Source organism: Pseudalkalibacillus sp. Hm43, assembly GCF_054170705.1.
On sequence record NZ_CM135129.1, the window covers coordinates 890,230 to 916,394 of the forward strand.

21 protein-coding genes and 1 other annotated feature are annotated in these 26,165 nt (G+C 44.9%); of the genes, 1 reads left to right on the forward strand and 20 read right to left on the reverse strand.

Going from position 1 to position 26,165, the window contains the following annotated elements:
* Position 1: 1 nt before the first annotated feature.
* The 3 genes from remA to ACXQIQ_RS04760 form a co-directional block, all read right to left on the reverse strand.
* Positions 2–262: an extracellular matrix/biofilm regulator RemA gene (gene remA, locus ACXQIQ_RS04750; RefSeq protein WP_225065642.1), complete on the reverse strand. Its 261-nt coding sequence runs from the start codon at positions 260–262 to the stop codon at positions 2–4.
* A gap of 66 nt (positions 263–328) precedes the next feature.
* Positions 329–1,210 (reverse strand): YicC/YloC family endoribonuclease, encoded by an 882-nt coding sequence (locus ACXQIQ_RS04755; RefSeq protein ID WP_439299902.1) that lies wholly within the window; start codon positions 1,208–1,210, stop codon positions 329–331.
* Positions 1,211–1,312: 102 nt separating this feature from the next.
* A complete protein-coding gene (locus ACXQIQ_RS04760; RefSeq protein WP_439299901.1) occupies positions 1,313–4,036 on the reverse strand; it encodes a cation-translocating P-type ATPase in 2,724 nt (907 codons plus the stop codon).
* Positions 4,037–4,426: 390 nt separating this feature from the next.
* Here ACXQIQ_RS04760 and ACXQIQ_RS04765 point away from each other — a divergent pair, with 390 nt between their 5' ends.
* On the forward strand, positions 4,427–6,142 hold the full coding sequence (locus tag ACXQIQ_RS04765) for an Rqc2 family fibronectin-binding protein (RefSeq protein WP_439299900.1): 1,716 nt from the start codon (positions 4,427–4,429) through the stop codon (positions 6,140–6,142).
* 222 nt (positions 6,143–6,364) lie between these two features.
* Here the strand turns inward: ACXQIQ_RS04765 and ACXQIQ_RS04770 are convergent, their stop codons facing one another.
* The 17 genes from ACXQIQ_RS04770 to ACXQIQ_RS04850 all read right to left on the reverse strand — a co-directional run bounded on the left by ACXQIQ_RS04770 (position 6,365) and on the right by ACXQIQ_RS04850 (position 26,145).
* On the reverse strand, positions 6,365–7,003 hold the full coding sequence (locus ACXQIQ_RS04770) for a TVP38/TMEM64 family protein (RefSeq protein WP_439299899.1): 639 nt from the start codon (positions 7,001–7,003) through the stop codon (positions 6,365–6,367).
* A gap of 161 nt (positions 7,004–7,164) precedes the next feature.
* A complete protein-coding gene (locus tag ACXQIQ_RS04775) occupies positions 7,165–7,812 on the reverse strand; it encodes a class I SAM-dependent methyltransferase (protein ID WP_439301933.1) in 648 nt (215 codons plus the stop codon).
* A 29-nt stretch (positions 7,813–7,841) separates the two neighbouring features.
* A complete protein-coding gene (pyrE, locus tag ACXQIQ_RS04780; RefSeq protein WP_439299898.1) occupies positions 7,842–8,477 on the reverse strand; it encodes an orotate phosphoribosyltransferase in 636 nt (211 codons plus the stop codon).
* Positions 8,458–9,180 carry an orotidine-5'-phosphate decarboxylase gene (gene pyrF / locus ACXQIQ_RS04785; protein ID WP_439299897.1) on the reverse strand — a complete coding sequence of 241 codons (723 nt, stop codon included), beginning with the start codon at positions 9,178–9,180 and terminating at the stop codon, positions 8,458–8,460. Before pyrF ends, pyrE begins: the two co-directional genes overlap by 20 nt.
* Positions 9,153–10,091, reverse strand: a complete 939-nt coding sequence (locus ACXQIQ_RS04790; RefSeq protein ID WP_439299896.1) for a dihydroorotate dehydrogenase — start codon at positions 10,089–10,091, stop codon at positions 9,153–9,155. The genes pyrF and ACXQIQ_RS04790 overlap by 28 nt, the downstream gene beginning before the upstream one ends.
* Positions 10,088–10,864: a dihydroorotate dehydrogenase electron transfer subunit gene (locus tag ACXQIQ_RS04795; RefSeq protein ID WP_439299895.1), complete on the reverse strand. Its 777-nt coding sequence runs from the start codon at positions 10,862–10,864 to the stop codon at positions 10,088–10,090. Before ACXQIQ_RS04795 ends, ACXQIQ_RS04790 begins: the two co-directional genes overlap by 4 nt.
* Positions 10,861–14,070, reverse strand: coding sequence for a carbamoyl-phosphate synthase large subunit (carB, locus tag ACXQIQ_RS04800; RefSeq protein ID WP_439299894.1), 3,210 nt, complete (start codon positions 14,068–14,070; stop codon positions 10,861–10,863). Before carB ends, ACXQIQ_RS04795 begins: the two co-directional genes overlap by 4 nt.
* Positions 14,055–15,155, reverse strand: coding sequence for a carbamoyl phosphate synthase small subunit (locus ACXQIQ_RS04805; protein ID WP_439301932.1), 1,101 nt, complete (start codon positions 15,153–15,155; stop codon positions 14,055–14,057). The genes carB and ACXQIQ_RS04805 overlap by 16 nt, the downstream gene beginning before the upstream one ends.
* A complete protein-coding gene (locus tag ACXQIQ_RS04810; protein ID WP_439299893.1) occupies positions 15,155–16,438 on the reverse strand; it encodes a dihydroorotase in 1,284 nt (427 codons plus the stop codon). The genes ACXQIQ_RS04805 and ACXQIQ_RS04810 overlap by 1 nt, the downstream gene beginning before the upstream one ends.
* The gene (locus tag ACXQIQ_RS04815) at positions 16,422–17,336 is read right to left on the reverse strand and encodes an aspartate carbamoyltransferase catalytic subunit (protein ID WP_439299892.1); all 915 of its coding nucleotides are present in this window, start codon (positions 17,334–17,336) and stop codon (positions 16,422–16,424) included. Before ACXQIQ_RS04815 ends, ACXQIQ_RS04810 begins: the two co-directional genes overlap by 17 nt.
* A gap of 151 nt (positions 17,337–17,487) precedes the next feature.
* Positions 17,488–18,813 carry a solute carrier family 23 protein gene (locus ACXQIQ_RS04820; protein ID WP_439299891.1) on the reverse strand — a complete coding sequence of 442 codons (1,326 nt, stop codon included), beginning with the start codon at positions 18,811–18,813 and terminating at the stop codon, positions 17,488–17,490.
* A 167-nt stretch (positions 18,814–18,980) separates the two neighbouring features.
* Entirely contained in the window at positions 18,981–19,520 is a 540-nt protein-coding gene (gene pyrR / locus ACXQIQ_RS04825; protein ID WP_439301931.1) for a bifunctional pyr operon transcriptional regulator/uracil phosphoribosyltransferase PyrR, read from the reverse strand.
* Positions 19,521–19,729: 209 nt separating this feature from the next.
* The gene (locus ACXQIQ_RS04830; RefSeq protein WP_439299890.1) at positions 19,730–20,647 is read right to left on the reverse strand and encodes an RluA family pseudouridine synthase; all 918 of its coding nucleotides are present in this window, start codon (positions 20,645–20,647) and stop codon (positions 19,730–19,732) included.
* A 1-nt stretch (position 20,648) separates the two neighbouring features.
* Complete coding sequence (lspA, locus tag ACXQIQ_RS04835; RefSeq protein WP_439299889.1) at positions 20,649–21,119, reverse strand: signal peptidase II; 471 nt, start codon at positions 21,117–21,119, stop codon at positions 20,649–20,651.
* A 237-nt stretch (positions 21,120–21,356) separates the two neighbouring features.
* Positions 21,357–22,034: a TraR/DksA C4-type zinc finger protein gene (locus ACXQIQ_RS04840; RefSeq protein ID WP_439299888.1), complete on the reverse strand. Its 678-nt coding sequence runs from the start codon at positions 22,032–22,034 to the stop codon at positions 21,357–21,359.
* A gap of 466 nt (positions 22,035–22,500) precedes the next feature.
* Positions 22,501–25,260: an isoleucine--tRNA ligase gene (gene ileS, locus ACXQIQ_RS04845; RefSeq protein ID WP_439299887.1), complete on the reverse strand. Its 2,760-nt coding sequence runs from the start codon at positions 25,258–25,260 to the stop codon at positions 22,501–22,503.
* A gap of 83 nt (positions 25,261–25,343) precedes the next feature.
* Positions 25,344–25,578 (reverse strand) — a binding site (T-box leader).
* A gap of 42 nt (positions 25,579–25,620) precedes the next feature.
* Positions 25,621–26,145, reverse strand: a complete 525-nt coding sequence (locus tag ACXQIQ_RS04850; protein WP_439299886.1) for a DivIVA domain-containing protein — start codon at positions 26,143–26,145, stop codon at positions 25,621–25,623.
* Positions 26,146–26,165 lie beyond the last annotated feature (20 nt).

The following is a 26,165-nucleotide window of genomic DNA, read 5'->3' on the forward strand; positions in this document are numbered from 1 at the left end:
TCTATTCTTCAGTCAAATCCTCTTTATTCAATAACCGTTGTGCAACCGTTTCTGGCTGTACAGCCGAGAGGATGACGTGATCACTATCTGTGATAATAACGGCACGGGTACGTCTTCCGTAGGTTGCATCAATTAATTTATGTTGAGTGCGTGAATCGGTAATGATCCTTTTGATCGGAGCTGACTCCGGGCTTACGATTGAGATGATTCGATTGGCAGACACGATATTTCCAAATCCGATATTGATTAACTTTATGTTCATGGTTACCTCCTGCGTTCTATATCTAGCGTATCCAAGTTTTAAAGCTTACAACCATCTTGCTTGGTGTTATTCAATGTTTTGTACTTGCTCTTTGATTTTTTCAATTTCGCTTTTTAATTGTACAACATTTTTACTGATTGAATAATCATTTGCTTTGGAACCGATCGTGTTGCTCTCTCGATTCATTTCTTGAACGAGGAAGTCCAGTTTCCTGCCAACTGCTCCCGTCTCTTTTAAAATATCCTTGAATTGATGTACATGACTTTTTAGACGGATAATTTCTTCATCAATATTACTTTTATCGGCAAACAAGGCAACCTCTGTCAAAATCCGGGTCTCATCTGTTTCAAGATGCTGATCTGTCAGATCCTTGATTCGTTTATAAAGACGCTCCCGATAAATTTTTTGAACCTCAGGGGCGAACTTTTCAATCTCGATCAGGGTGGTTTCCACATTTTCAAGTCTTTGTTTCAAATCCCGTTCAAGATTTTTGCCCTCTTCTTCCCTCATTTGACATAGCTGGTCGGCAGCTCGTTCTACAGAAAGAAGGACTTGTTTAGCAAAATGATCAGTCACCTGTTCTTTTTCCTGTATATTGACAATGTCAGGTAAGGTTAGCAACTGCTGATAACGAATATGCTCGTCTACTTCATATCTCTCTCTAAGTTCTTCTTGTGCAGCAACATATTGATCCAACAGAGCCCAATCAATCTTCAGTTTCCTCTCGATCCCTTTCTCACCATCGATACTAATCCAAACATCCGCTTTGCCGCGATTTATGTATTCGTTGACGCATCTCTTTATCTTATCTTCGATGATGGAGAGTTGTCTAGGCAATCGAACCTGAATTTCACAGAAACGATGATTCACTGACCTGATTTCCGTTGTAATCGAATACTGCTCTTCTTCAACAACTGCTCTTCCAAAGCCCGTCATACTTTTTATCACGTTATCACTTCCATTGTACTATTCTATACAATTTTACAACAGTGGACAAGATTATGAAAGAAAAGACCCACAAGTGATTTCCACTTATGGGTCTCCCATCTATTATTCAACTGAGCTTGCAAAATTGCCTTTTGCTTTCTGCGTACGCTTGAATAGGTGTGAGCCTGCCAAAGCGAAGGTCGGAAGTCCTGCCATTCCAAGTACTAACAAGCATTCTCTCAAATTCAATGCGGTTGTATGGAAGATCGGCTGCAGCGGCGGATAGTAGATCACGATAGCTAATAAAACAATAGAAGAGATGACCGCCCAGACAAGATAAATGTTGCCGAACGGATTCCTGTGGAAAACTGACCGTTCACTTCTGCAATCAAAGACATGGATGAGCTGTGCCATGACTAATGTGGAAAAAGCGATCGTCTGAGCTCTCACCAGGTTTTCCGGGTTTTCAAAATAGGCGATGGCAAATGCGATGATGGTTACGATCCCTATCAGAAATCCTCTACTGATGATTTTCCATCCTAACCCTCTCGAGAACACCCCTTCATTCGTCCTCCTCGGGGCTCGTTTCATGACGTTTTCTTCGGCACTGTCGATTCCTAAAGCCATCGCTGGAAGTCCATCCGTGACCAGGTTCACCCACAGGATCTGGATGGGAACGAGTGGTAAAGGTAAGGCCATCAACATCGCAAAGAGCATGACCAGGATTTCACCAACATTAGATGCTAACAAATATCGAATGAATTTCCGTATGTTCTCATAAATGTTACGTCCTTCTTCTATTGCTGCTCGGATAGTGGCAAAATTGTCATCCGATAAGACGAGTGAGGAAGCTTCACGAGCAACATCTGTGCCGGTAATCCCCATTGCTATTCCGATATTCGCTGCTTTTATCGCAGGTGCATCATTTACACCGTCACCGGTCATGGCAACGATGTGCCCTCGGTTTTGCAAGGCTTTTACGATCTTCAACTTATGCTCTGGAGAAACTCTGGCAAATACATAGACATCATCCACGATATCTTCCAGCTCTTCTATCGACAGGGAAGCTAGTGTACTGCCCTCCATGACCTTTCCATCAGGCGGCAACATATTGAGCTGTTTGGCGATGGCTTTCGCGGTTACGACGTGATCGCCCGTTATCATGACCGTTTTGATTCCTGCCTGTTGACATTCACGTATCGATTCAATCGCTTCAGGTCTTGGGGGATCGATCATCCCTTGTAATCCGATGAGTGTAAGGTTTGCTTCAGCTTCAAAGGCGGATTTTACCTGTTCCCCTGTTTTTAAAGGTCGGTAACCGACCGCAATTGTCCTAAGGGCATGAGACCCCATTTTTTCGACAGTCCGATGGACATCTTTTTTCCGGTGATCATCCAACAGTGATTGTCGATCATTCCATAGAATGCGTTCACATCTGGAAAGGACGACATCCGGTGCGCCTTTCGTCACCACATATCTCTGCCCATCAGCTGACTGGACAATGACACTCATCATCTTCCTTTCGGAGTCGAATGGAAATTCATCTTCCAACTTATAGGAGCGTTCAACGACAGCATCTTGTATCCCCGCTTTATATCCTGCAATTTTCAATGCGATCTCAGTCGGATCGCCACTCATCTGGATTTCCTTCCGACCTTTCGATTCCACGTTCCGGATGGTTGCATTATTACAGAGCACACCAAAAGTGAGAAGCTGCTTCAATGATGGGGTCCGCTCGATATCAATGAGATGATCACCACTCATGAAATGACCTTGGAGATCTGCACCAGTTCCGGTCACTCTCCAACTCTTCCCGCTGCTCCATAGCTCAGTGACGGTCATTTTGTTCTGTGTCAGTGTGCCTGTCTTATCCGAACAAATCACCGTTGCACAACCTAACGTTTCGACGGAAGGCAGTTTACGAACAATCGCTCTGCGCCTGATCATCTTCTGTACCCCTAAAGCAAGGGCAATGGTAACGATGGCAGGAAGTCCTTCTGGAATAGCAGCCACTGCAAGAGAAACACCTGCAAGGAACATCGTGTAAAGGTCATGTCCTTGTACGACCCCGACGACGACCACTAAAGCCGTCAAAGCGAGGGCGACGAGGATAAGTATTTTACCCAACTGCTCTAAACGTCGTTGCAGTGGAGTTTGTAATCCTTCTTCACTCGTAAGTAAGTGTGCAATTTTACCCATTTCCGTCTTCATTCCAGTACCGATGACAATTCCGGTTCCTCGCCCATTGGTCACCATCGTACCCATAAAGCACATGTTCTCTTGATCACCGAGTGGCTGCTCTCCAGTTAAATGTGCGCCTGCCTTTTTCTGAGAAGGAATGGATTCACCTGTTAAGGCAGACTCCTCTACTGACAATGATTTCGAATCGATGAGGCGGACATCTGCACTGATTCGATCTCCAGCTGAAAAGCGGATGATATCCCCAATGACGACTTCCTGAGAAGGAATGGTCACCCACTCGTTGTTACGAAGCACGTTGACTTTCGGACTGGATAATTGTTTCAGTGCATGAAGGGATTTCTCCGCTTTCTGTTCCTGGACAAATCCTAATATTCCGTTCACGAAAACGATGAGCATGATGGCGATTGCATCCATATACTCGCCAAGAATGCCTGATATAAGGGTTGCAACCAACAACACGAGTACCATAAAGTCTTTAAACTGGGATAAGAAAACGATGATCGGTGACATACGTTCTTCCTGGTGAAGTTCATTCGGACCGTGGTTCATCAATCGTTTCTTAGCCTCTTTTTCAGTTAAACCTTGTTTGATATCCGTCTGAAGCGTATTTTCAACCTCTGCTGTTGAAATTGAGTACCATTTCATCCTTCCACCCCGTTTAAACCTTCTTATACAAGCCATCTATATTCAGGATTGTCCCAAAAAATGCTATAATGGAACGGATATTTAAGAGGCACAAAGCGGTTGATTGGAAGAGGATCATACATATGCTTTCCCCTTTAGCTCTGCTTCAGCACAATAACGTTTACACGCAAGCGTGACACTCTATTGTGCATTCGCAGCGCCTTCGCTTCACTCAAAAATTCTTTTTAAAGGGGAAAGCATAGATGATTATTCATAGAGGTCCTCACTTTTAGCCTGCAAAAAAAGTCTTTGATCTAGATGAATGTAATGAAAGTCACAACCAATGACTTTTTAAAGAAATCATCTCGTAGCTAAATAAAGAAGTATTTAATACATTGGAGTGAACACAGTATGTCCTTTGACGGAATCATGACCAGAGCCATCACACATGAATTGACTGAACACCTTTCAAAAGGAAAGATCACGAAAATCTATCAACCCTTCCCGACGGAACTCATTTTTGTCATCAGATCAAAAGGGAAGTCTCATAAACTACTCTTATCCGCTAATGCTAGTTATCCAAGAGTTCATATTACGGAACAGCAATACGAGAATCCGAAAGTTCCACCTATGTTCTGCATGCTGTTAAGAAAGCATCTGGAAGGGGGTGTCATTGATGAGATCGAGCAACCAGGGATGGAGCGGATCCTCATTTTCAACATTGCATCCCGAAATGAGATAGGTGACATTACTCATAAACGTTTGATCGTTGAGATCATGGGACGCCATAGCAATATCTCTCTTGTCGATGCAGATACAGATTTGATTCTGGACTGCGTGAAACATATCCCACCGTCTCAGAATCGGTATCGTACATTACTACCTGGCAGTCCGTATGTGTTCCCGCCAGCCCAAGACAAAATCAACCCACTGGAAACAGATGAAGAGACGTTTATCAGAAAGCTGGATTTCAATAGTGGTAAAATCGACCGGCAGATTGTCCAACAGTTCGAGGGATTAGCGCCTATCGTTGCGAACGAGATCGTTCATGGCTCCCAACTGGGGAATAAGCAATCATTATCCTCTTCTTTCATGACACTGATGGAAAAAGTGAAGTCACACGATTACTCACCGCAAATGGTCATCACCGACAAGAAAGAGTATTTCTCAGTGATCGAGCTTTCCCACTTGAAAGGTGAGGCAACAAGATTTGAAGATGTAAGCACCCTTTTGGATCGCTTTTATTTCGGAAAAGCTGAAAGAGATCGGGTCAAGCAACGAGCATCCGACCTAGAACGCTTCCTAAGAAATGAACTGAAGAAGAACGAACAGAAAATCCCGAAACTGAAATCGACCTTATCAAACTCCGAAAAAGCAGACACTTTCAAATTGTACGGTGAGTTGATTACGGCGAATATCTATCAGCTCGAGCGAGGCATGAACAAAGCGGAAGTACCGAATTACTATGATGAAAATGCCGAAATGATCACAATACCGATGGATACGCAAAAGACTCCATCTGAAAATGCCCAGCAATATTTCAAGAAATACAATAAGATGAAAAATTCAATTGAACATATCCACCAACAACTTGATGAGACAAATGACGAAATCCGTTATCTGGAGTCCCTTTTACAGCAGTTGGAGTCCGCTTCCGCCAGTGATGTCGAGGAAATCCGTGAAGAACTTGAAGACGGACATTATCTGAAAAAGAGGAAAAACGTTCAAAAGCGAAAGAAAAACGATAAACCTTCGATTGAACGGTATCGTTCTACAAAAGATGTGGATATCTGGGTCGGCAAAAACAATAAACAGAATGACTATTTGACGAACAAATTTGCAAATGCTTACGACACATGGCTCCACACGAAAGATATTCCAGGTTCCCATGTCGTCATCCGTGATAGCGAACCGGATGAAACGACCTTGATGGAGGCGGCCAACATCGCTGCCTATTTCAGTAAAGCGAAGCATTCCGGCTCTGTTCCAGTCGACTATACACATATCAAACATGTGAAAAAACCGAGCGGTGCGAAGCCTGGATTTGTAACATATGACCATCAAAAAACAATCCATGTGACACCGGATGAAGATCTCGTCTACCAGCTCAGACAACGGAATAGTTGAAAATAGACTTTAAGAGGTTTATTTCTCTGTGTAGTAGTGAATTATACTTCTAAGACTTCATATAACGATTCATAAAAAATTTCGAATTAAGAAAGGAAGTATGAATTATGCTACGCACTATTCTAATGATTATCGGAGCAATCGTCGTTATCAGTTTTATCATCAACATGCTCTAATGTCGGATCATGCACAACTATTATAAAGTACAAGAAAGGCAGCCACTTAAGTGGCTGCCTTTCCTCGTTCCTCCTTTTTTGTCCAAAGCCTGTAAACCAGAAAGACGACAAGCAAGAACAGGAGATAAACGAACAAACCGATGACGAGATTACGGATGGAAGAAAATAGTTGACTTCCTCCGAAAGCGAACATGAACATCGGTGGAATTTTACCGATAGAAGATGCTGTTAAATAGACAAGAAAGGACATTTTCGTCAATCCAGAATAAATATTGACAACAGGTGGGGGTACAATCGGTACCATACGTGCGAATAGTATCGTGATAAAAGCGTTTTTCTCGATTAATCCATTGAATTTATGGATTCCATCAAACTTTTGTATGTAATTCCTGAAATAGTCGGCAAATAGATATCTTGCGGATAGGAAATAGATGAGAGAAGCTGTAACACCACCCCACCAATTGATGAGAAGACCGATCCAAATGCCATACTTCGCACCCATGATCCCGGCAAACAATGTATAGGGCACAACGGGGATCGTCGCAAAAAAAGATGAGAGCAAGAACATGATGGGCAGTTTGGAAGTGTCGCTTTCTTTGATCCAGGCCAATAGGAACTCCCGGTTCATGAATACCAGCACCACAGCAATGATGTAAAATACAAGGATGAACCACTTTTTCTTCATCAGAACGCCAACTCTCTTCTCCTTCATGATGTTAGCGTTCGACGAATGTATAATCTTATACCCATTTGATGATTTAATAAGTGATTTCCTCTCCAATCAACTTGCACACCGTTGTACAAAGAAAAAAGACGCTTCAATAAATGAAAGCGTCTTTCGAGATTTTAGACCTTTGCAGTTGTAATCATGGCAAGTCCATCTAAAACTTCTGTATTGATGACTTCCGTTGCTCCCAAATGCATGAGTAAGTCTGTCATGTCCTCTTCCGAATATCGATGTCTTCTCGTAGAGACATTCGACCATTTCAACAATGTAGTTTGTTCGAATCCTGTAATCTGGTGTGCCTTGCTATATTCAAAGGCATTCATCTGATCCATTTTTTTACTCGGGTTCAACATTGTGATTGTCCCACCTGGTTTGGTTACGCGGATCATTTCCTTAAGACCTTTTTCGGGCTCAGGTAACAAAAACATGACACAAGTCGAAAGAGCAATATCAAACCGGTCCTCCTCGAAAGGTAACGCATAGGCATCTGCAATGAGGAAAGTGCTCTTCTCAGCACGGTTATGTAAAAAGAAATTCTGTTGACTCGCTTTGATCATTTCAGAAGAAAGGTCAACACCAGTTAGATGCTCGGCCTCTTCTACTCCCTTCAGAAGCAGGCGACCCGTTCCGCATCCGATATCAAGCACTTGCGCACCTTCCCAATTTCCCGATTGTTCTTTCAAACGCTTATGGATAGAACTCAACCAACTTGTCCTCGCCATCCCATCAAAGAACGAGACAAGCTGATCGAATTCTTCCCCATCCATTTTTCTCAAGACTGCTCACTCCAGAACTGTTATTTCGTAACCGCGTTGGACCACGCTTCAGGATCCTTACACCATTCCTTCAAATGTACAATCGAATCATTTGTAATCCTTCTATCATTTACGGCTACATTCACTAATGTACTAAAATCCGTGATCGTTTGCACGTTTAATCCAGCTTCTGAAAGAGCTGTTTTTCCTTTTTGCAATTCGTAGGTGAAGATTGCTGTACAACCCAAAACTTCAGCTCCCCTCTCTAATAAAGCGTTCATCGCATTCAATGCACTTCCACCAGTGGATATCAAATCTTCAATGATGACAACTTTATCCCCTGGTCGGATTCTCCCCTCAATCTGAGAACCTGTTCCATGCGCTTTCGGTTTGGATCGGACGTAGACCATCGGTAAATTCAATCGGTCTGCGATAAGAGCAGCATGAGGAATCCCAGCAGTTGCTGTACCTGCAATCACGTCTGCATCAGGATAATGTTCTTGGATCTTTTCAACGAAGAATGACGCAATGTCTGATCGTATTTCCGGATAAGAGATGATCAATCTGTTGTCACAATAAATCGGTGAACGTAATCCAGACGACCAGGTGAAGGGTTCATCTGGACTTAAGGTAACAGCTTCTATATCCAATAAATATTTAGCGACTTGCTCTTTCATAAGTTTGCCCCCATTCATTCATGATGGTCTGATAGGTTCTGGAAGGATTTTCAGACTTTGTGATCGTTCGTCCTACTACGATAAAATCACTGCCTAATCGTTTTGCATCGAGTGGAGTCGTCACTCGTTTTTGATCATGTCGGTCATCGGTATCCAAACGAATACCTGGCGTTACAGTCAAAAATGAAGGGCTGCAATGGTCACGGATGAGTGGTACTTCTAGTGGTGAACAAACGACACCATCCATACCTGCCTTTTCAGCATTCGATGCAAGGTGAATGACGGAATCTCCCACCGTCCCCGAAAGACCGACTTCGTGATTGATCATTTCAGAAGTTGTACTGGTCAATTGTGTCACGGCGATACATTTCGGTCTTAGTCCTTGAGCTCCTTCTTCAAGGCCTTCCAAAGCCCGACGCATCATTTCAGTCCCACCCATGGCATGGACATTGACCAGATCCACCTCCAATTTAGACAGTCCGACCATCGCTTTATGGACTGTCGTCGGTATATCGTGCAGTTTCAAGTCCAAAAAGATCGAATGACCTCTTTCCTTCAACATGCGTATTAGCTCGGGACCTTCTTGATAATATAACTCCATACCAACCTTTAGGAATAGGCGCTCATCACGATAATGGCTCAAAAACGAAGTTACATCTTCTTTAGAAGGAAAATCTAGTGCGATAATGACGGGCTGTAACATGACTTCCAGCTCCTTCCGATCAATTCACTGATATGGTCGACTTTCTTATCTATCAAATTTTGTTCCAACTCATCGATGATTTCTGGACAGATGAATGGATTAACAAAATTGGCTGTGCCCACGGCAACTGCGCTTGCACCTGCCAGGAAGTATTCCAATACGTCATCGGCTGAAGTGATACCGCCCATACCGATGATTGGAATCGAGACACGTTGGCTTACTTCATAGATCATCCGGATCGCTACCGGTTTGATGGCAGGTCCTGACAAACCACCTGTACGATTAGCGATGACGGGTTTCTGAGATTTTAAATCGATCCTCATACCGAGGAGCGTGTTGATCATCGATAAACCATCGGCACCTGCTTCTTCCACCGCCACAGCAATTTCAGTAATGTCCGATACGTTAGGAGATAGCTTCACATATACCGGTACTTCTGAAACCTCTTTTACCGCTCTCGTCAGGCCAGCTGCAATTTCCGGATCCGTCCCGAAGGAAATGCCGCCTTCTTTTACATTCGGACAGGAGATGTTCAATTCAAGTGCAGTCACGTTCGGTGCCTTAGATACTTCCTCCGCAACCTTCACGTAATCCTCCGTTTTCGTACCTGCGATGTTCGCGAGAATAGGTACATCATAATCTGCCAAAAAAGGCAGCTCTTCTGATAAAACTTTCTTGAGCCCTGGATTCTGTAAACCGATTGCATTCAACATGCCTCCTGGCGTCTCAGCAACACGAGGAGTCGGATTTCCGAACCGGCTTTCTTCTGTCGTCGCCTTGATCGCAATTGCACCTAAGCTGCTCAAGTCATAATATCTCGCAAACTCTCTCCCGAATCCAAAACAGCCGGACGCTGGCATGATCGGATTTTTCATAGAGAGGCCTGGTAATTCAAGCGCCAATCTGCTCATAGCTGGATCACTCCTTGTGGAAAAACTGGACCATCTGAACATATTTTACGGTATTCAGTACCCGTTGGATCTTCTTTTACTGGACAGACGCATGCGAAGCACGCACCTATGCCACACCCCATCCGCTCTTCGAATGAATAATAGGCACGGGCAGGATTCAGTTGTTCTTCAATCGCCTTCATCATTGGTGTAGGTCCACACGTGTACAACACGTCGTATTGTGGATTCTCTTTCAGAACATAATCGGTTACGAAGCCTTGATATCCGAGAGAACCATCAATCGTAGTCACAAACGTTTCACCAAGCTGATCGAATTTCTCTACATAAAATGCATCTTTCTTAGAAGCGTACCCTAGCACATGCTTCACACGAATGTTGCGTTCGACCAATTTACGAGAAAGATAATACAGCGGAGGTACTCCGATTCCACCCCCGATTAGCAGGGCGGTTTCCCCTTCCTGCAACGCATCAAGTGGAAAACCGTTCCCTAGAGGTCCCAAAATGTCCAGCGAGTCACCCGCTCGCTTCTTCGATAACAGGCGGGTGCCTTCTCCTTCAGCACGGTATAAGATCGTACACCGCTTTTGCTCCAGGTCCACATCACAAATGCTGATCGGTCTTCTTAAAAGTGGCATATATTGTTCTCCGACACGGATGTGGAGGAACTGGCCGGGCTCTGTCATCTGCTCGACCAATTCTCCTTCAAATGTCAATTCGTAGATTTTATCCGCAATCTGTTCCTGGTGTAGAATCGTCGTCCATTCTTTTATCAAACGAGCACACCTGCCTTCTTTCTTTCGAAGGAAGGCATTTCATTCGCCGAGAAGGTCATGGATTCAATCACATTCAATAGTGCTTTGACCGTATCGAATGAGGTCAAGCAGACCGCACCGTTCTCAACCGCTTCACGGCGGATCCGGAAGCCGTCTCTAGCAGGTTGCTTCCCTTTTGTCAGGGTGTTCACGACAAATTGCACTTCCCCCTGCTGGATCCGATCGAGCAAGCTTGGACTGCCTTCCTGGATCTTATTGACGACCGTAACTGGAATACCGTGCTCAGATATGAAGTTGGCAGTTCCTTCTGTCGCAAGGATTTGATAACCGATGTCATAGAATCGCTGCACGAGATCGAGCCCTTCTTCTTTATCTTTGTCAGCGATGGTGAACAAGACTGATCCGAACGTAGGCATTTTCATTCCTGAAGCGATCAACCCTTTGTATAATGCTTTTTCCAAAGTACGATCCCTTCCCATGACTTCTCCAGTCGATTTCATTTCCGGACCTAAAGTGATGTCGACTCTTCGCAGTTTCGCAAATGAGAAGACAGGTACTTTGACGAATACGTCTTTCGGTTCGTCATGGTATCCTGTTTCATACCCTAAATCGACCAAACGCTCTCCAAGTATCGCCTTTGTAGCGAGGTTCGCCATCGGAACTCCGGTAATTTTACTAAGGAAAGGTACCGTCCGGCTTGATCTCGGATTCACTTCCAGGACGAACAGGTCATCGTTACAAATGACGTACTGGATGTTGAGCAACCCAACGATCTTCAATCCTTCTGCCAATTTCGTCGTGCACTCGATGATTTGCTCCTTCATACGGCTGGAAATCGTTTGCGGTGGATAGACCGCGATCGAATCGCCTGAATGGACACCTGCTCGCTCGATATGTTCCATGATGCCCGGAATATAGACCGTTTCTCCATCAGAGATCGCATCGACCTCAATCTCTTTTCCGAACAAGTAACGATCGATCAATACAGGGTGTTCAGGGTTGATTTTCACTGCATTCTCCATGTACTGGAGGAGCTCTTGTTCTTGATAGACGATTTCCATCGCGCGCCCACCAAGTACATAGGATGGTCGGACAAGTACAGGATAACCGATCTCTCTCGCTATCTGGACTGCCCCTTCAACCGAAGTAGCCGTTTTCCCAGGAGGCTGTGGTATGCTGAGTGATTGCAATGTCCGTTCGAATTTGTCCCGGTCTTCCGCTCGGTCCATGTCCTCTAGGCTCGTTCCAAGAATTTTCACACCTCGTGCACTCAACTCAGACGCCAAATTGATGGCTGTCTGTCCACCGAACTGGACAACAACTCCGATCGGATTTTCCTGACGGACGACATGCATGACATCCTCAACCGTCAAAGGCTCAAAGTAAAGCTTGTCGGACGTACTGAAATCGGTCGATACCGTTTCTGGGTTGTTGTTGATGATGATTGCTTCGTATCCTGCTTCCTGGATCGCCCATACCGTGTGTACCGTTGCATAGTCGAATTCAATCCCTTGTCCGATTCGAATCGGACCAGAACCTAGAACGAGTACGCTTTCTTTTTGGCTGACTTCAACTTCATTTTCCATGCCATATGTGCCGTAATAATATGGAGTTGCAGAATCGAATTCCGCTGCGCACGTATCCACCATCTTATAGATCGGGAACAGATCCTGCTCTTCACGGAAACGGAAGATGTCCACTTCTTTCGTGTTCCATAGCCGCGCAATCACCTTGTCAGAGAATCCTCTCAACTTCGCCTCTTTCAACACATTGATTTCGTATGGATGGGAGGCGAGTTTCTTTTCAATCTCTGTAATGTTCTTCAGTTTGTATAGGAAGAATGGATCGATCTTCGTCCAATCGTAAATCGTGGAAACTTCCACACCCACTCGCAACGCCTCTGTTACGTTGTATAGTCTTTGATCGTCGGTCGTTTTCAGGACTCCTTCCCAATTTTCAACCTGATTTGAATCGATAGAACTATGCAAGTGATCGATATCCGTTTCAAGCGATCGGACGGCTTTTAATAAAGACTCTTCGAAGTTGCGGCCAATCGCCATCACTTCACCTGTCGCTTTCATTTGCGTGCCTAACGTACGGTTTGCCGCTTCAAATTTATCGAATGGCCATCTTGGAATTTTCGTGACCACATAATCCAGTGCTGGTTCGAAAGAAGCATACGTCCGACCAGTGACTGGGTTCTTCAATTCATCAAGAGTGAAACCGACCGCGATTTTCGCTGCAAGCTTTGCAATCGGATAACCGGTCGCTTTAGACGCAAGAGCTGATGAACGACTGACCCGTGGGTTGACTTCAATGATGTAATAGTTGGCACTATCCGGATCTAGCGCGAGTTGGACGTTACATCCACCCTCGATTTCAAGAGCTCGGATGATTTTCAAGCTTGCGTTACGGAGCATCTGATACTCCCGATCCGTTAAGGTCTGGCTCGGTGCAACGACGACCGAGTCACCCGTGTGTACTCCGACCGGGTCGATGTTTTCCATGTTACAGACGACGATCGCGCCATCGTTTCCATCTCGCATTACTTCATATTCGATCTCTTTGAAGCCTGCGATGCTCTTTTCAAGCAAGACTTGAGAAACCGGACTATATTTCAGACCGCTTGAAACGAATTCATTCAATTCAGCTTCGTTGTTGGCGATGCCTCCACCTGTTCCACCAAGTGTGTACGCCGGTCGAATGATGACGGGATATCCGATTTTTTGGACGAACGCCTTCGCTTCAGGTAAAGAACGGATGATTTCGCTTTCCGGAATCGGCTCATTCAATTCGTTCATCAACGTTCTGAACAAATCGCGGTCCTCCGCCTTTTGAATTGAATTGAGGTTCGTCCCGAGCAATTCGACGCCATGCTCTTCCAGAATTCCTGCTTCAGAGAGTTCCACAGCAAGGTTTAAACCGGTTTGACCTCCAAGTGTCGCAAGGACCCCATCAGGTTTTTCCTTACGGATGATCCGGCTGACGAAATCGACTGTTAATGGTTCAATGTATACTTTGTCTGCCATCGTCGTATCTGTCATGATCGTAGCTGGATTGGAGTTGACGAGTATGACTTCATAACCTTCTTCTTTTAACGCTTGGCAAGCTTGGGTTCCGGCGTAATCGAATTCAGCAGCCTGACCGATGACGATCGGTCCTGAACCGATGACGAGAATTTTTTGGATATCTATACGTTTTGGCATAATACATTCCCCGCTTTCTTTGAAGTAGACATCAGAGCCAAAAATTGTTCGAACAGGTCGTTGGAGTCGGTTGGTCCAGGTGAAGCTTCTGGATGGAATTGGACGCTGAACGCTGGGAATTCTTTATGACGATACCCTTCAATCGTTCCGTCATTGATGGCCACATGCGTGACGATGAGCCCAAGTTCTTCAAGTCCGTTCGGTTCGACCGTATACCCATGATTTTGAGAAGTGATCATCACTTTGTTCGTATCCAAATCTTTTACTGGATGATTGACGCCTCTATGTCCGAATTTCATTTTCATCGTTTTCGCTCCACAAGCCAATCCGAGCAATTGATGACCTAGACAAATGCCGAAAACCGGCACTTTTCCGAGTATGCTTCTCACCATTTCAATCGCTTGTGGAACGTCTGTCGGGTCTCCAGGGCCATTACTGAGCATTACGCCATCCGGCTGCAGTCTGAGAATCTCTTCTGCACTGACATCATAGCGGACGACTGTCACATCACAACCGCGCTCAATCAAATCTCTGAGAATACCACGCTTTGCACCGAAGTCGACAAGCACAACTCGCTTCCCTCTACCTGGCAACGTATATGGCGTACTCGTGGATACTTTCTGTACTTGATCTGTCGGCAACGGCATCTGTTGAAGGGATTCAATCACCTTTTCAACTTGGACATCCATGCCACACATTTTCCCCTTCAATGTCCCATGTGTACGGATTTTTTTCGTCAGTGCACGTGTATCGATCCCGGTCAGTCCAGGTATATCTTTCACTCTCAGCAATTCATCAAGTGTACTCGTCGATTGCCAGTGACTTGGCTCAGATGCCGCTTCGCTCACGATGATGCCTGCAGCTGCTGGTTCGATTGATTCGAAGTCTTCATGATTGATTCCGTAATTTCCGATCAAAGGGTACGTAAACGTGATGATTTGATCACAATAAGAAGGATCTGATAAAGTTTCCTGATAACCCGTCATTCCTGTCGTAAAGACGACTTCACCAGTCGAGTCCCGATCACTCCCTATTGCCATCCCTTCGAAAATACTGCCATCTTCTAAAATGAGTTGTCGCTTCATCATGCAAATACACTCCCATTCTTGTATGCTACTTTTCCAGCTACTAATGTCAGGACTGGCCATCCGTTACAGATCCGGTCCGTAAACGGTGTGTTCCGCCCTTTGGACAGAAAATGATCCGGTTGTATCGGTTTTTCGTGCTCCATATCTAACACGACTAGGTCAGCAGGTGCACCTTCTTCAATTCTTCCATATGGTAATCCGAAGCACTCGGAAGGTTTTGCTGTCATACGATCGATCAGGAATGCCAGATCACAGATTCCTGGTTTCACAAGGTAGGTATATAAGAGTGGGAATGCTGTTTCAAGACCAACGATCCCGAATGGCGCTCTTTCGATCCCGACCGATTTTTCTTCCTCAGTATGTGGTGCATGGTCTGTTGCAATGAAGTCGATCGTTCCATCCAACAGCCCTTCTATTAGGGCATCTCGGTCCTCTTCACTCCGTAATGGTGGGTTCATTTTAAAATTGGGTGATTGCTCGACGATATCTTTTTCACAGAGTAAAAGGTGGTGAGGTGTCACTTCAGCGGTGACATGAATACCCGCTTTCTTCGCATCGCGTACGACTCGGACAGACTCCTTCGTACTGATGTGGCAGACGTGATAATGGACGTCTGTCGCTTCTGCAAGCAACACGTCCCTTGCAATCTGCACACTTTCACAAACAGAAGGGATCCCTTTCAATCCTTGTTGTTTGGAGTATTCACCTTCATGCACACAGCCACTATGTATGAGGGAATTCTCCTCACAATGAGCGACGATCGCCATGTCCAGCTCAGATGCTTTCTGCATCGCTCGGAGCATCGTGTCTGCATTCTGTACGCCGACACCGTCATCGGTAAAAGCGAATGCCCCTTCCGCTTTCAAGCCTTCAAAATCGACGAGCTCGTCTCCAATTTGTCTGATTGAGATGGAAGCATAAGGCAAAACTCTCGTAACAGCTGTTTCCTTGATACGCTTTTGAAGGTTGCGCATCGTTTCCACACTGTCCGGAACAGGACGTGTATTCGGCATTGCAGCTATGGTCGTGAAACCGCCTTTCGCAGCGGCAAGCGAGCCGGTTTCTATCGTCTCTTTATGCTCTCCACCTGGTTCACGCAGATGGACGTGGAGATCGACAAACCCTGGTGCTAGCAAATTACCTTCCAGATCAAGGACCTCGTGACCATCCGCCTCTATTTTTGAAGCGATTTCTGATACCTTCGATTCATTGATCAAAACATCCACCAATCCATCTTGCTCTTGATTCCATAACCTTGCGTTTTTAAGTAGTAATCCCATAGCTTTCTACCTCCTTGAGTTGTAATGCCCATTCCAGGACAGCCATCCGTATTGCTACGCCATTGGTCATTTGTTTAAAAATACGAGAACGATCACTTTCCACGAGTTCATCAGCGATTTCGACACCTCGATTGACTGGAGCTGGATGAAGGATGATACTTTGCGGCTTCATCCGCTTTTCCCTTTCCACCGTCAAGCCGAATTGCTCGTGATATTCCTCTTTCGTCATGTCCATCATGTCGTGATGCCGCTCATGCTGGATCCTCAGCATCATGACCGCGTCTGCTTCTTCGATTGCCTGATCGATCGGCATATAGGTTCCATTCGGCATCTCTTCATCAAACCATTGTTCCGGCCCTGAAAAGAGGACTTTCGCACCCATCTTCTTCAGTAAGCTTGCATTCGATCGAGCTACACGACTATGTCTCAAGTCCCCTATTATCGCGACTGTCAGTCCTTGTAATACGATGAACTCCTGGCGGATGGTCAACAAGTCCAACAAAGATTGGGTTGGATGGTTTCCACACCCATCTCCCGCATTCAACACCGGAATGCCAACCTCTTTCAGCTGTTCAAAATATCGATCCTCGTCATGACGGATGGTGACAGCGTCCGCCCCGATTGCCTCCAGCGTACGGACCGTATCATACAACGACTCCCCTTTTTGGACACTGGACCCTTCCGCTTCGAAGTTAAGGACATGTAAGCCTAATCGTTTCTCCGCAACTTCAAAACTGAATTTCGTCCGGGTACTCGGTTCATAGAACAGGTTGGCAACGAACTTTTTTTCCTTAGGCTCAGAGATCTCGAAATTCTGATCGAGAATTTCTTGTGCGCGATCCATTATGTTTTCAATGAAAGCAGGACTCAATGTATCAATTGTGAGTAAATGATTCATGGGAACCACTCCTAATTATGGTTGTGTAAAAAAACACGCCTTAGACTAAGTCAAGGCGTGTTGAAGCAAAAGGTCCTCGACGAACTTCGGACCTTTTGCAAAACAGCCCACCTTTATAAGCCTCTCTGGACATTATTTAAAAGATGGTACATCATGCTGCAGATTCTTTTGATTTCTCTTGCTCGATTTCACTGAAAATCGCGTTATTATGGACGTTCTTATCTCGTCCTGGGATAAGTAGGTTTAAGGCTATACCAGTGATGGTCGCAAGTGCCATGCTAGCCACTTGGAACTCGTCTGTGATCTGTAGTGTCGCTCCTCCGACTCCTAGTACGAGAATGACAGATGAGATGACGAGATTGCGTTTTTCCCCAAGATCCACTTTATTATCAATCAACATTCTTAATCCGGACGATGCGATGATACCGAACAACAAGATGGAAACCCCGCCCATGACAGGCGTAGGAATCGTGCCGATCAATGCTGAAACCTTTCCGACGAACCCGAACAGGATTGCGAGGACGGCTGCACCTCCGACCACGAATACACTGAAGACTCTTGTGATTGCCAGTACACCGATGTTCTCTCCGTAAGTCGTATTCGGTGGTCCACCTAAGAAGGAAGCAATCATCGTCGCTACACCATCCCCTAAAATTGAACGGTGGAGCCCAGGTTTTGCAATGAAGTTCTTTCCGACTACTTTACTTAAAACCATTTGATCACCGATATGCTCTGTAATGGTGACGACTGCAATCGGAACCATGATCAATGCGATCTGCCATGAGAACACGGGAGTATAATTGACGAATGGAACCATCAAGTCTGGCACTTGGAACCACTGTGCTTCTCGCACCGGTGTAAAGTCGATCAGACCGATAAAGAATGCATACGTATATCCCCCGATGATTCCCACCAATACTGGAATCAAGCTGAAGAACCCTTTCAGGAAGACAGCAGCCAAGATTGTAATTCCTAATGTGACCAATGCTGCTGAGAAGTGAGTCAGGCTATATTCCTGAGGATCTGAGCCTGGGACGTACATCGCCATGTCGACTGCTGTTGTAGCAAGTCCTAACCCGATGACGATGATGACCGGACCGACAACGACCGGCGGCAGGATTTGAAGCAACCAACGTATCCCTAACGTACGAATCAGTAAGGCGACTCCTCCGTAGACGAGACCTGCCAAGAAGCTACCGACCATGACGGCTTCCATTCCGCCTAGCGATTTCGCCAGAACAATTGGCGCGATGAAGGCGAAAGATGAACCTAGATAAGCAGGGATTTGCCCTTTTGTAATCAATAAGTAAGCTAGTGTACCCAATCCACTGGATACGAGTGCGACTGCTGGACTGAGACCGACCAGGAATGGCACTAAGATCGTTGCTCCGAACATCGCGAACAGATGCTGGAAGCTCAACGTCAACCATTTCCCTGAGTTTGGCACTTCACGGATTCCGACTTCTTTTTGATTCATAATTGATTTCCTCCTCAGATTCGAGGCCCAAAAAAATACCTCTTTGCAGGCATGCAAAGAGGTTGGATGAAAGGGTGCTCCAGATATACAGATCTCCTGCATGTCCTGAACCGCACCATCTCACTCCCCTTTGCCAGCCTCACGGGACTGACTTAAAAAGGGCCTTATTAATTTTTTTGTATGATGACTTGATCTTTTTCATCGACTTCAGTTAGATCGACGCTTACGATTTCCTCACGGGATGTCGGTACATTTTTACCGACAAAATCTGGTCGGATCGGCAACTCTCGGTGTCCTCTGTCAATGAGAACGGCCAGTTGGATTTGCGAAGGTCGTCCGAGGTCCATGACCGCGTCCATTGCTGCTCTTACGGTTCTTCCCGTATAAAGGACATCGTCTACCAGTACAACTGTTTTATTCGTAATGTCTACTGGAATATCGGTACCTCTCAACATCGGTTCTTCATTCTCCGTCTTTTTGGATAAGTCATCCCGATATAAAGTGATGTCAACTTCCCCTTTGTTGACTTTTTCGCCTTCGATTTGCTCGATCCGTTCGCTAAGCCGGTTTGCAAGGTACACACCCCGTGTTTTGATACCGACCAGGACGAGGTTTTCTGTGCCCTTATTTCTTTCTAAGATCTCGTGGGCAATTCTCGTCAAAGCCCTTCGAATTGCTTGTTGATCAAGCAGTACGGTTTGTTCCATCACCGTTCACCCCCCTATTGTTGATTGACCACTATTTTACGTAAAAAAACCCTTTCACCGTGATGGCGAAAGGGTATACTTCTCCTGAAAAATCCATAGAGATGCAATTACTCTCATGGATTGACCGATTCCCTTCTCAGCCTCACGGGACTGATTTTAAAGGTGCTTTTCATATGTTGAACTGATTATCTCAAAGCCTCAGACAAGAGTCAAGCATTATTTCGACGAAGTTCGTCTAACAAAGTCGACATGTCTTCAGGAAGCTCAGAAGTGAATTCCATCTCTTCACCCGTCCGCGGATGGACGAATCCTAATGTCTTAGCATGCAAGGCCTGACCGGAGATGTCCAGTGTCTTCTTCGGTCCGTACTTCGGATCACCTGCCACAGGAAAATCGATGTAATGCATGTGGACCCTGATCTGATGTGTACGACCTGTCTCAAGGATACATTCGACAAACGTAAATTTGTTGAACCGTTCAATCACATTGAAGTGGGTCACAGCGTCTTTACTGTTTTTATCAGTGACCGCCATTTTTTGTCGATCATGGACATCTCGCCCGATTGGCGCATCCACTGTGCCTTTATTGTGAGGTATGACGCCATGTACGATCGCCTCATACTTTCGAGTCGTTGTCTTATCTTTCATCTGTTGACCTAAATGTTGATGAGCCTTATCGTTCTTCGCCACCACTAATAGACCTGAAGTATCCTTGTCAATCCGGTGGACGATGCCTGGTCTCAGCACGCCATTGATTCCGGACAAATCTCCACAATGTGCCATCAAGCCGTTCACTAACGTCCCTTTTAGATGACCTGGAGCAGGGTGGACGACCATACCTCTAGGTTTGTTGACGACTACTAGATCCTGGTCTTCATAGATGATATCCAATGACATCTGCTCAGGTACGACTTCCAATGGTTCCGGCTCTGGAATTTCAATCTCGATTTCATCCCCTGCCGAACATTTGTAATTCGCCTTTACCAATTCACCGTTCACTTTCACCCGTTGTTCTTTGATCCATTGTTGGACTTGTGTTCTGGATGCATCTTCCTGTTCATTGGAAATGACTTTATCGATTCTTTCACGGTTGATCGAATCTGCTACTTTAATAAAAACGTGTTCCATATTATGTCTCCTTAGAAGTTCTGCTTTCAAATAAAAATGCAATCGCAATCAGTCCGACACCGATCACTAATGCGGAGTCCGCAATATTGAAGATCGGAAAATCGTAAGTGAAGATGTAAAAGTCAAGGAAATCTACAACCTCACCACGAAACAATCGATCGATGAAATTGCCAATCGCACCACCAAGTATGAGTGCGAGAGATGTACTTAACAATACATTTCCTTTCGCTTCCGTATGTAGATAATATATGACTGCGATGATGACGACGATGGTCACAATGATGAACAGCCACATCTGTCCCTGGAGGATGCCGAATGCTGCCCCTCTGTTCCGATGAGAATGCAAATAAAAGAAATCCTCGATCAAGGTCACTTGCTGACCTAGTTCCATACGAGTGACGACCACCCATTTCGTAACCTGGTCGATGATCAATACTAAAATCGCTAATAGATAATAACGAGCGTTCTCCATGTTTCCCCCACCTTTGTTTCTATCCGTTTGATTTTAGCATAATAAAGGTACTTTCACAACGCTGTGGAGTTAGGTGGAGCAGTTCGTTGAAGCGATGTTGATTTCTTGAAAATCCACTCCCTTTTCGCACTTGCACAGGATGTTGTGACTTCTACGTTCCCCACAGGACGTGGTGGTGCATAGTCGAAGTTCCATTGTAAACCTAACTTTCAAGTTAGCAAGAAAAGAACAGTCAACTTATGACTGTTCTCCTTCATCTATGTTCGATTGCTCGTTCATATATTCATCGTATTGTACATTACGCTCGAATTTCACATGATCTGCTCCTGTATATCCTTCGATATCTGTAGAGACGAATTGCTCATATTCCTCCACATAACCTGTTTTGTCCTGGTTATCGATCAAGGATGAGTCTTCGTACGTCATACTGTTTTCATTGAAGGAAGCCACTTCGTAATATACATTCGGATCGTTGATTTCATTGTTCGTTTCTTCTGAGTAGTTTTCTTCCATAGATTGTATGATCTCTTCTTCGACAGGACGGTCCCTTGATATTTCTTGGTTAGGTGAGGCATCTTTAATGGTCCTCGCCGTAGGTAACGCTTCGAGTCGCTCCATAGGAATTTCCTGCCCTGTCACTTCACAAATTCCATAAGTACCGTTCTCCATCTGGTTCAACGAATATTCAATGTCAGATAGCTCTTCTTTCAGGTGTCCATCTAATGCTATATCTTTTTCACGTTCATATAGTTCAGTTCCTGAATCAGCGGGATGGTTATCATACTGTGAAAGTTCACCGGATGACGTATCGCTTGCGAAGCCTCGATTCAGACCGTAATGGTCATTTTGTTCAAATTCATGCTCGATTTCTTTTTTTCGCTGCTCTAGCTGTCTTTTCAAGTGATCGTATTTCATGTCCCAACTTCCCTTCTTGAAGAATCCTACGTTTAGTTTGACCAGAGCAGACCTTTTTACACCACTCAATCGTTAATGATTAGATCCATGAATACAAATATCCGATATCATTGGGATTTTGACAGATAAAAATTGGCAAAGATCACTTATTTAAGATACGCGCAGCATACAAGAAGATAGAATGTGAATGCTCCTTGTGAAAATGTAATACTGAAACCCGTGAAGTTACCTAACCTGAGGAGCTTTTGATAGGGTGAAAATGCCAAAACCAGTGAAGTCACCCACCCAAAGAGAGCTTATTGATAGGTGAAAACGCTGAAACCGGTGAAGTCACCCACTCAAAAAAGCTTTTTGACTGTCTGAAAAAACACGAACTCCTGAAGTGAGAGCGTTAATTGAATAAGTCATATAACGAAAAGGCTTAGAGAAGAAAAATTCTCCTCTAAGCCTTTTTTTTAAATAAATATCAATAGTTATTCTTTACGACTGTCGCACAACGTTGACAGAGGGTTGGATGTTGTTCGTCCTGTCCGACTGTTGTTGTAACCGTCCAGCAACGTTCACATGTTTCACCTTCTGCAGCTCGAACAACGATGGCAACTTGATCGTATGCTTCAGCGTCTTTTGGCGCTTCTTCTTTCGTACCGACTACTTCAGCATCGGAAACGATGAAGAATTTATCAAGTTCCATTACGCTTTCCAATAATTCTTTTGCATCCTTAGATGGGTACAGCTTGATGGATGCTGCAAGAGATTTACCGATGACTTTTTCATTACGGGCGTTTTCAAGAGCCTTCAATACTTCGTCACGGATATCCAACATTTGATCCCATTTTTTCAACAATGCATCAGCGTTATCGTATTCCTTCACTTCAGGCATGTGGCTCAGTTGGACACTTGCTTCCTTATCGCCAGGGATGTATTCCCAAACCTCTTCTGCAGTGTGCGCAAGAATAGGTGCAACCATTTGCGTCAACGCAACAACACTGTCATAAAGGACTGTTTGCATAGAGCGACGTTTATGATCGTCTTCTGCTTCAATGTACAACGTATCCTTCGCAAGATCGAGATAGAAGGAGCTCAATTCGATCGTACAGAAGTTGTGAATTGCATTGTACACCGATAGGAATTGATAATCATCGTACGCGTGTTTGACACGGTCGACGAGTTCGTTCACCTTCACAGCCATGTATTGATCCAATTCATTCATATCTTCATATTGGACACGATGCTGTGCAGGGTCGAATCCGTTCAAGTTACCAAGCATGAATCGAAGGGTGTTCCGGATTTTACGATACACTTCCGAAACTTGCTTCAAGATATCGTCTGATACACGTACGTCAGATTGGTAGTCGACGGACGAGACCCAAAGACGGATGATATCTGCTCCAAGCTGCTTCATGACCTTGATTGGGTCGATGACATTCCCAAGGGACTTACTCATCTTTTTACCGTCACCATCTAACGTGAATCCGTGCGTGATGATCGTTTTGTAAGGTGCTTTCCCTGTCACAGCGACGCTAGTAGAAAGGGATGAGTTGAACCAACCACGGTATTGGTCGGTACCTTCTAGATAGACATCAGCCGGACGTTCGAGTTCAGGGCGTTCGTTCAACACGCTTTGGTGAGAAGAACCGGAGTCGAACCATACATCCATGATGTCGGTCTCTTTCGTGAATTCTCCGTTCGGGCTGTGTTCAGATTTGAATCCTTCCGGAAGCAAGTCTTTCGTGTCCCACTCGAACCAGACATTTGAGCCATGCTCTCTGAACAAGTTCGAGATATGTTCGATCGTTTCTGGTGTGATGATCGGTTCACCGTCTTCACCATAAAATACAGGAATCGGAACACCCCAAGCCCTTTGACGGGAGATACACCAGTCATCTCGGTCCTTGACCATGTTGTGGAGACGAGTCTCACCCCAGCTAGGGTACCATTTCACATCTTTGATTTCGGATAAAATCTGATCTTTGATTTTATCAATCGATGCAAACCATTGGTCAGTCACACGGAAGATGATCGGCTTCTTCGTTCTCCAGTCATGTGGATAAGAGTGTGTGATGAACTCAAGCTTCAATAACGCACCGAGTTCTTTCAGCTTCTCAGTGATCGGCTTGTTCGCTTCATCATAGAACATGCCTTCATATCCAGGTGCTTCCTCAGTCATATATCCCTTGTCGTCTACAGGACAAAGGATGCCCAGGTTATAACGTTTACCGACTTTGAAGTCATCCTCACCATGACCTGGTGCGGTATGGACACAACCGGTACCAGAATCAGTCGTGACATGATCACTCAACACGACAAGTGAATCACGGTCATAAAGTGGGTTCGTCGTAACGACATGTTCGAGTTCTGCACCTTTCACTTTTTTCAATACTTCTGCGTTTTCCCAATCCAGTTCAGTCGTAAGGTGATCGAGAAGGTCTTCTACGACGACAAATTTACGTCCATTCGCTTCGACAACCACATAAGTGTAATCAGGATGTACGGAAATACCTAGGTTGGCAGGAAGCGTCCAAGGCGTCGTCGTCCAAATGACAACGGAAACATCCTGTTCCAACACGCCTTTGCCATCCTTCACAGGGAAAGCGACGTAGATGGATGGAGAACGCTTATCTTGATATTCGATTTCAGCTTCAGCAAACGCTGACTCAGATGATGGAGACCAGTAGACAGGTTTCTTCCCTTTATAGATAAGACCTCTGTTCGCCATTTCTCCGAATACTTTGATCTGTTCTGCTTCATACTCTTTGTTCAACGTGATGTATGGGTTCTCCCAATCACCGCGTACACCCAGGCGTTTGAATTGTTCTTTTTGAAGCTTCACTTGTTCCATCGCATACTCCGCACACATTCTACGGAACTCGGCAATGGAATGTTCTTTACGGTTCACTTTTTTCTTTTTCGCTAGCGCTGTTTCAATCGGCAATCCGTGTGTATCCCAACCAGGAACGTAAGGTGCATTGAAACCGTTCATCGATTTATAACGGACGATGATGTCCTTCAGAATTTTGTTTTCAGCGTGACCGAGATGGATATCCCCATTTGCATATGGAGGTCCATCATGGAGAATGAACTTTGGAAGGTCTTTGTTCTTCTCCTGCACTTTTTCATAGATCTTTTCGTTTTCCCAGTTCTCCTGGATTTTAGGTTCCTTATTTGGAAGACCGCCTCGCATTGGGAAGTCTGTCTTCGGCATGAGCAAGGTATCTTTATAATTCATCCATCTTTCCTGCCTTTCTTATTTTCTTATCTTTTTGGCTGCTTTGTGGTAGTAATCGAGAACAAAAAAACCTTCTCATCCCAAATAGGGACGAGAAGGTTGCTCGCGGTACCACCCTAATAGGTGCATGACTCAGATTAACGAAAGTCATGACCCACTTAAGCATTCGTAACGTGAATGACCCGCCCTCGCTTACTTTATATTTCAGCGCAGGAACTCCGGGGTGATTTTCCGATATCAGAACCTTTGTCAGGCTTCCACCATTCCCGACTCGCTCGGAAAGTTTCTGAAACGTACTGTCCCCATCCTAGTTTTCGTTTTAGACTGTTCTAAAAGTATATCGGATTCAAATTCACTTCGTCAAGTGACGTTTGCATTTTCAGTTTCGGACTCTTGAATTTGGTACTCTTCATCCTCATCTTCTGGAGGCATGAGCTGATCCCAATCTTCATTCTTCAGCATTTCCAATTGAGCCTCTATCAACATGCGGAACCGTGTACGATATACAGATGATTGCTTTTTCAATTCTTCGATATCCAACATGACTTTACGAGACTTCGCTAGTGATTCATTAATGATTCGATCAGCGTTCTTCTCTGCTTCCTTGATGATAAGACGCGCTTCTTTGTTCGCGTTGCGCTTCACTTCTTCCCCTGTTTCCTGCGCAACTACGATGGACTTGTTCAACGTTTCTTCAATGTTAGAGAAATAAGTCAATTTTTCTTCCATCTTGGCTAGCTTTTCTTGCAAGTCTTTCTTTTCGCGGATCACAGTCTCATAATCCTTGATGACCTGATCCAAAAACTCATTCACTTCATCTTCATCATAGCCACGGAATCCTCGATTGAATTCCTTATTATGAATATCCAATGGTGTTAAAGGCATGACGCCACCCCCGTATCGAT

Excerpts from the sequence above, each read along its gene's own strand:
- remA (WP_225065642.1), bottom strand. The coding sequence starts at position 262 with ATGAACATAAAGTTAATCAATATCGGATTTGGAAATATCGTGTCTGCC.
- ACXQIQ_RS04760 (WP_439299901.1), bottom strand. The coding sequence starts at position 4,036 with ATGAAATGGTACTCAATTTCAACAGCAGAGGTTGAAAATACGCTTCAG.
- ACXQIQ_RS04765 (WP_439299900.1), top strand. The coding sequence starts at position 4,427 with ATGTCCTTTGACGGAATCATGACCAGAGCCATCACACATGAATTGACT.
- ACXQIQ_RS04770 (WP_439299899.1), bottom strand. The coding sequence starts at position 7,003 with ATGAAGAAAAAGTGGTTCATCCTTGTATTTTACATCATTGCTGTGGTG.
- ACXQIQ_RS04775 (WP_439301933.1), bottom strand. The coding sequence starts at position 7,812 with ATGGATGGGGAAGAATTCGATCAGCTTGTCTCGTTCTTTGATGGGATG.
- pyrE (WP_439299898.1), bottom strand. The coding sequence starts at position 8,477 with ATGAAAGAGCAAGTCGCTAAATATTTATTGGATATAGAAGCTGTTACC.
- pyrF (WP_439299897.1), bottom strand. The coding sequence starts at position 9,180 with ATGTTACAGCCCGTCATTATCGCACTAGATTTTCCTTCTAAAGAAGAT.
- ACXQIQ_RS04790 (WP_439299896.1), bottom strand. The coding sequence starts at position 10,091 with ATGAGCAGATTGGCGCTTGAATTACCAGGCCTCTCTATGAAAAATCCG.
- carB (WP_439299894.1), bottom strand. The coding sequence starts at position 14,070 with ATGCCAAAACGTATAGATATCCAAAAAATTCTCGTCATCGGTTCAGGA.
- ACXQIQ_RS04805 (WP_439301932.1), bottom strand. The coding sequence starts at position 15,155 with ATGAAGCGACAACTCATTTTAGAAGATGGCAGTATTTTCGAAGGGATG.
- ACXQIQ_RS04810 (WP_439299893.1), bottom strand. The coding sequence starts at position 16,438 with ATGGGATTACTACTTAAAAACGCAAGGTTATGGAATCAAGAGCAAGAT.
- ACXQIQ_RS04815 (WP_439299892.1), bottom strand. The coding sequence starts at position 17,336 with ATGAATCATTTACTCACAATTGATACATTGAGTCCTGCTTTCATTGAA.
- ACXQIQ_RS04820 (WP_439299891.1), bottom strand. The coding sequence starts at position 18,813 with ATGAATCAAAAAGAAGTCGGAATCCGTGAAGTGCCAAACTCAGGGAAA.
- pyrR (WP_439301931.1), bottom strand. The coding sequence starts at position 19,520 with ATGGAACAAACCGTACTGCTTGATCAACAAGCAATTCGAAGGGCTTTG.
- ACXQIQ_RS04830 (WP_439299890.1), bottom strand. The coding sequence starts at position 20,647 with ATGGAACACGTTTTTATTAAAGTAGCAGATTCGATCAACCGTGAAAGA.
- lspA (WP_439299889.1), bottom strand. The coding sequence starts at position 21,119 with ATGGAGAACGCTCGTTATTATCTATTAGCGATTTTAGTATTGATCATC.
- ACXQIQ_RS04840 (WP_439299888.1), bottom strand. The coding sequence starts at position 22,034 with ATGAAATACGATCACTTGAAAAGACAGCTAGAGCAGCGAAAAAAAGAA.
- ileS (WP_439299887.1), bottom strand. The coding sequence starts at position 25,260 with ATGAATTATAAAGATACCTTGCTCATGCCGAAGACAGACTTCCCAATG.
- ACXQIQ_RS04850 (WP_439299886.1), bottom strand. The coding sequence starts at position 26,145 with ATGCCTTTAACACCATTGGATATTCATAATAAGGAATTCAATCGAGGA.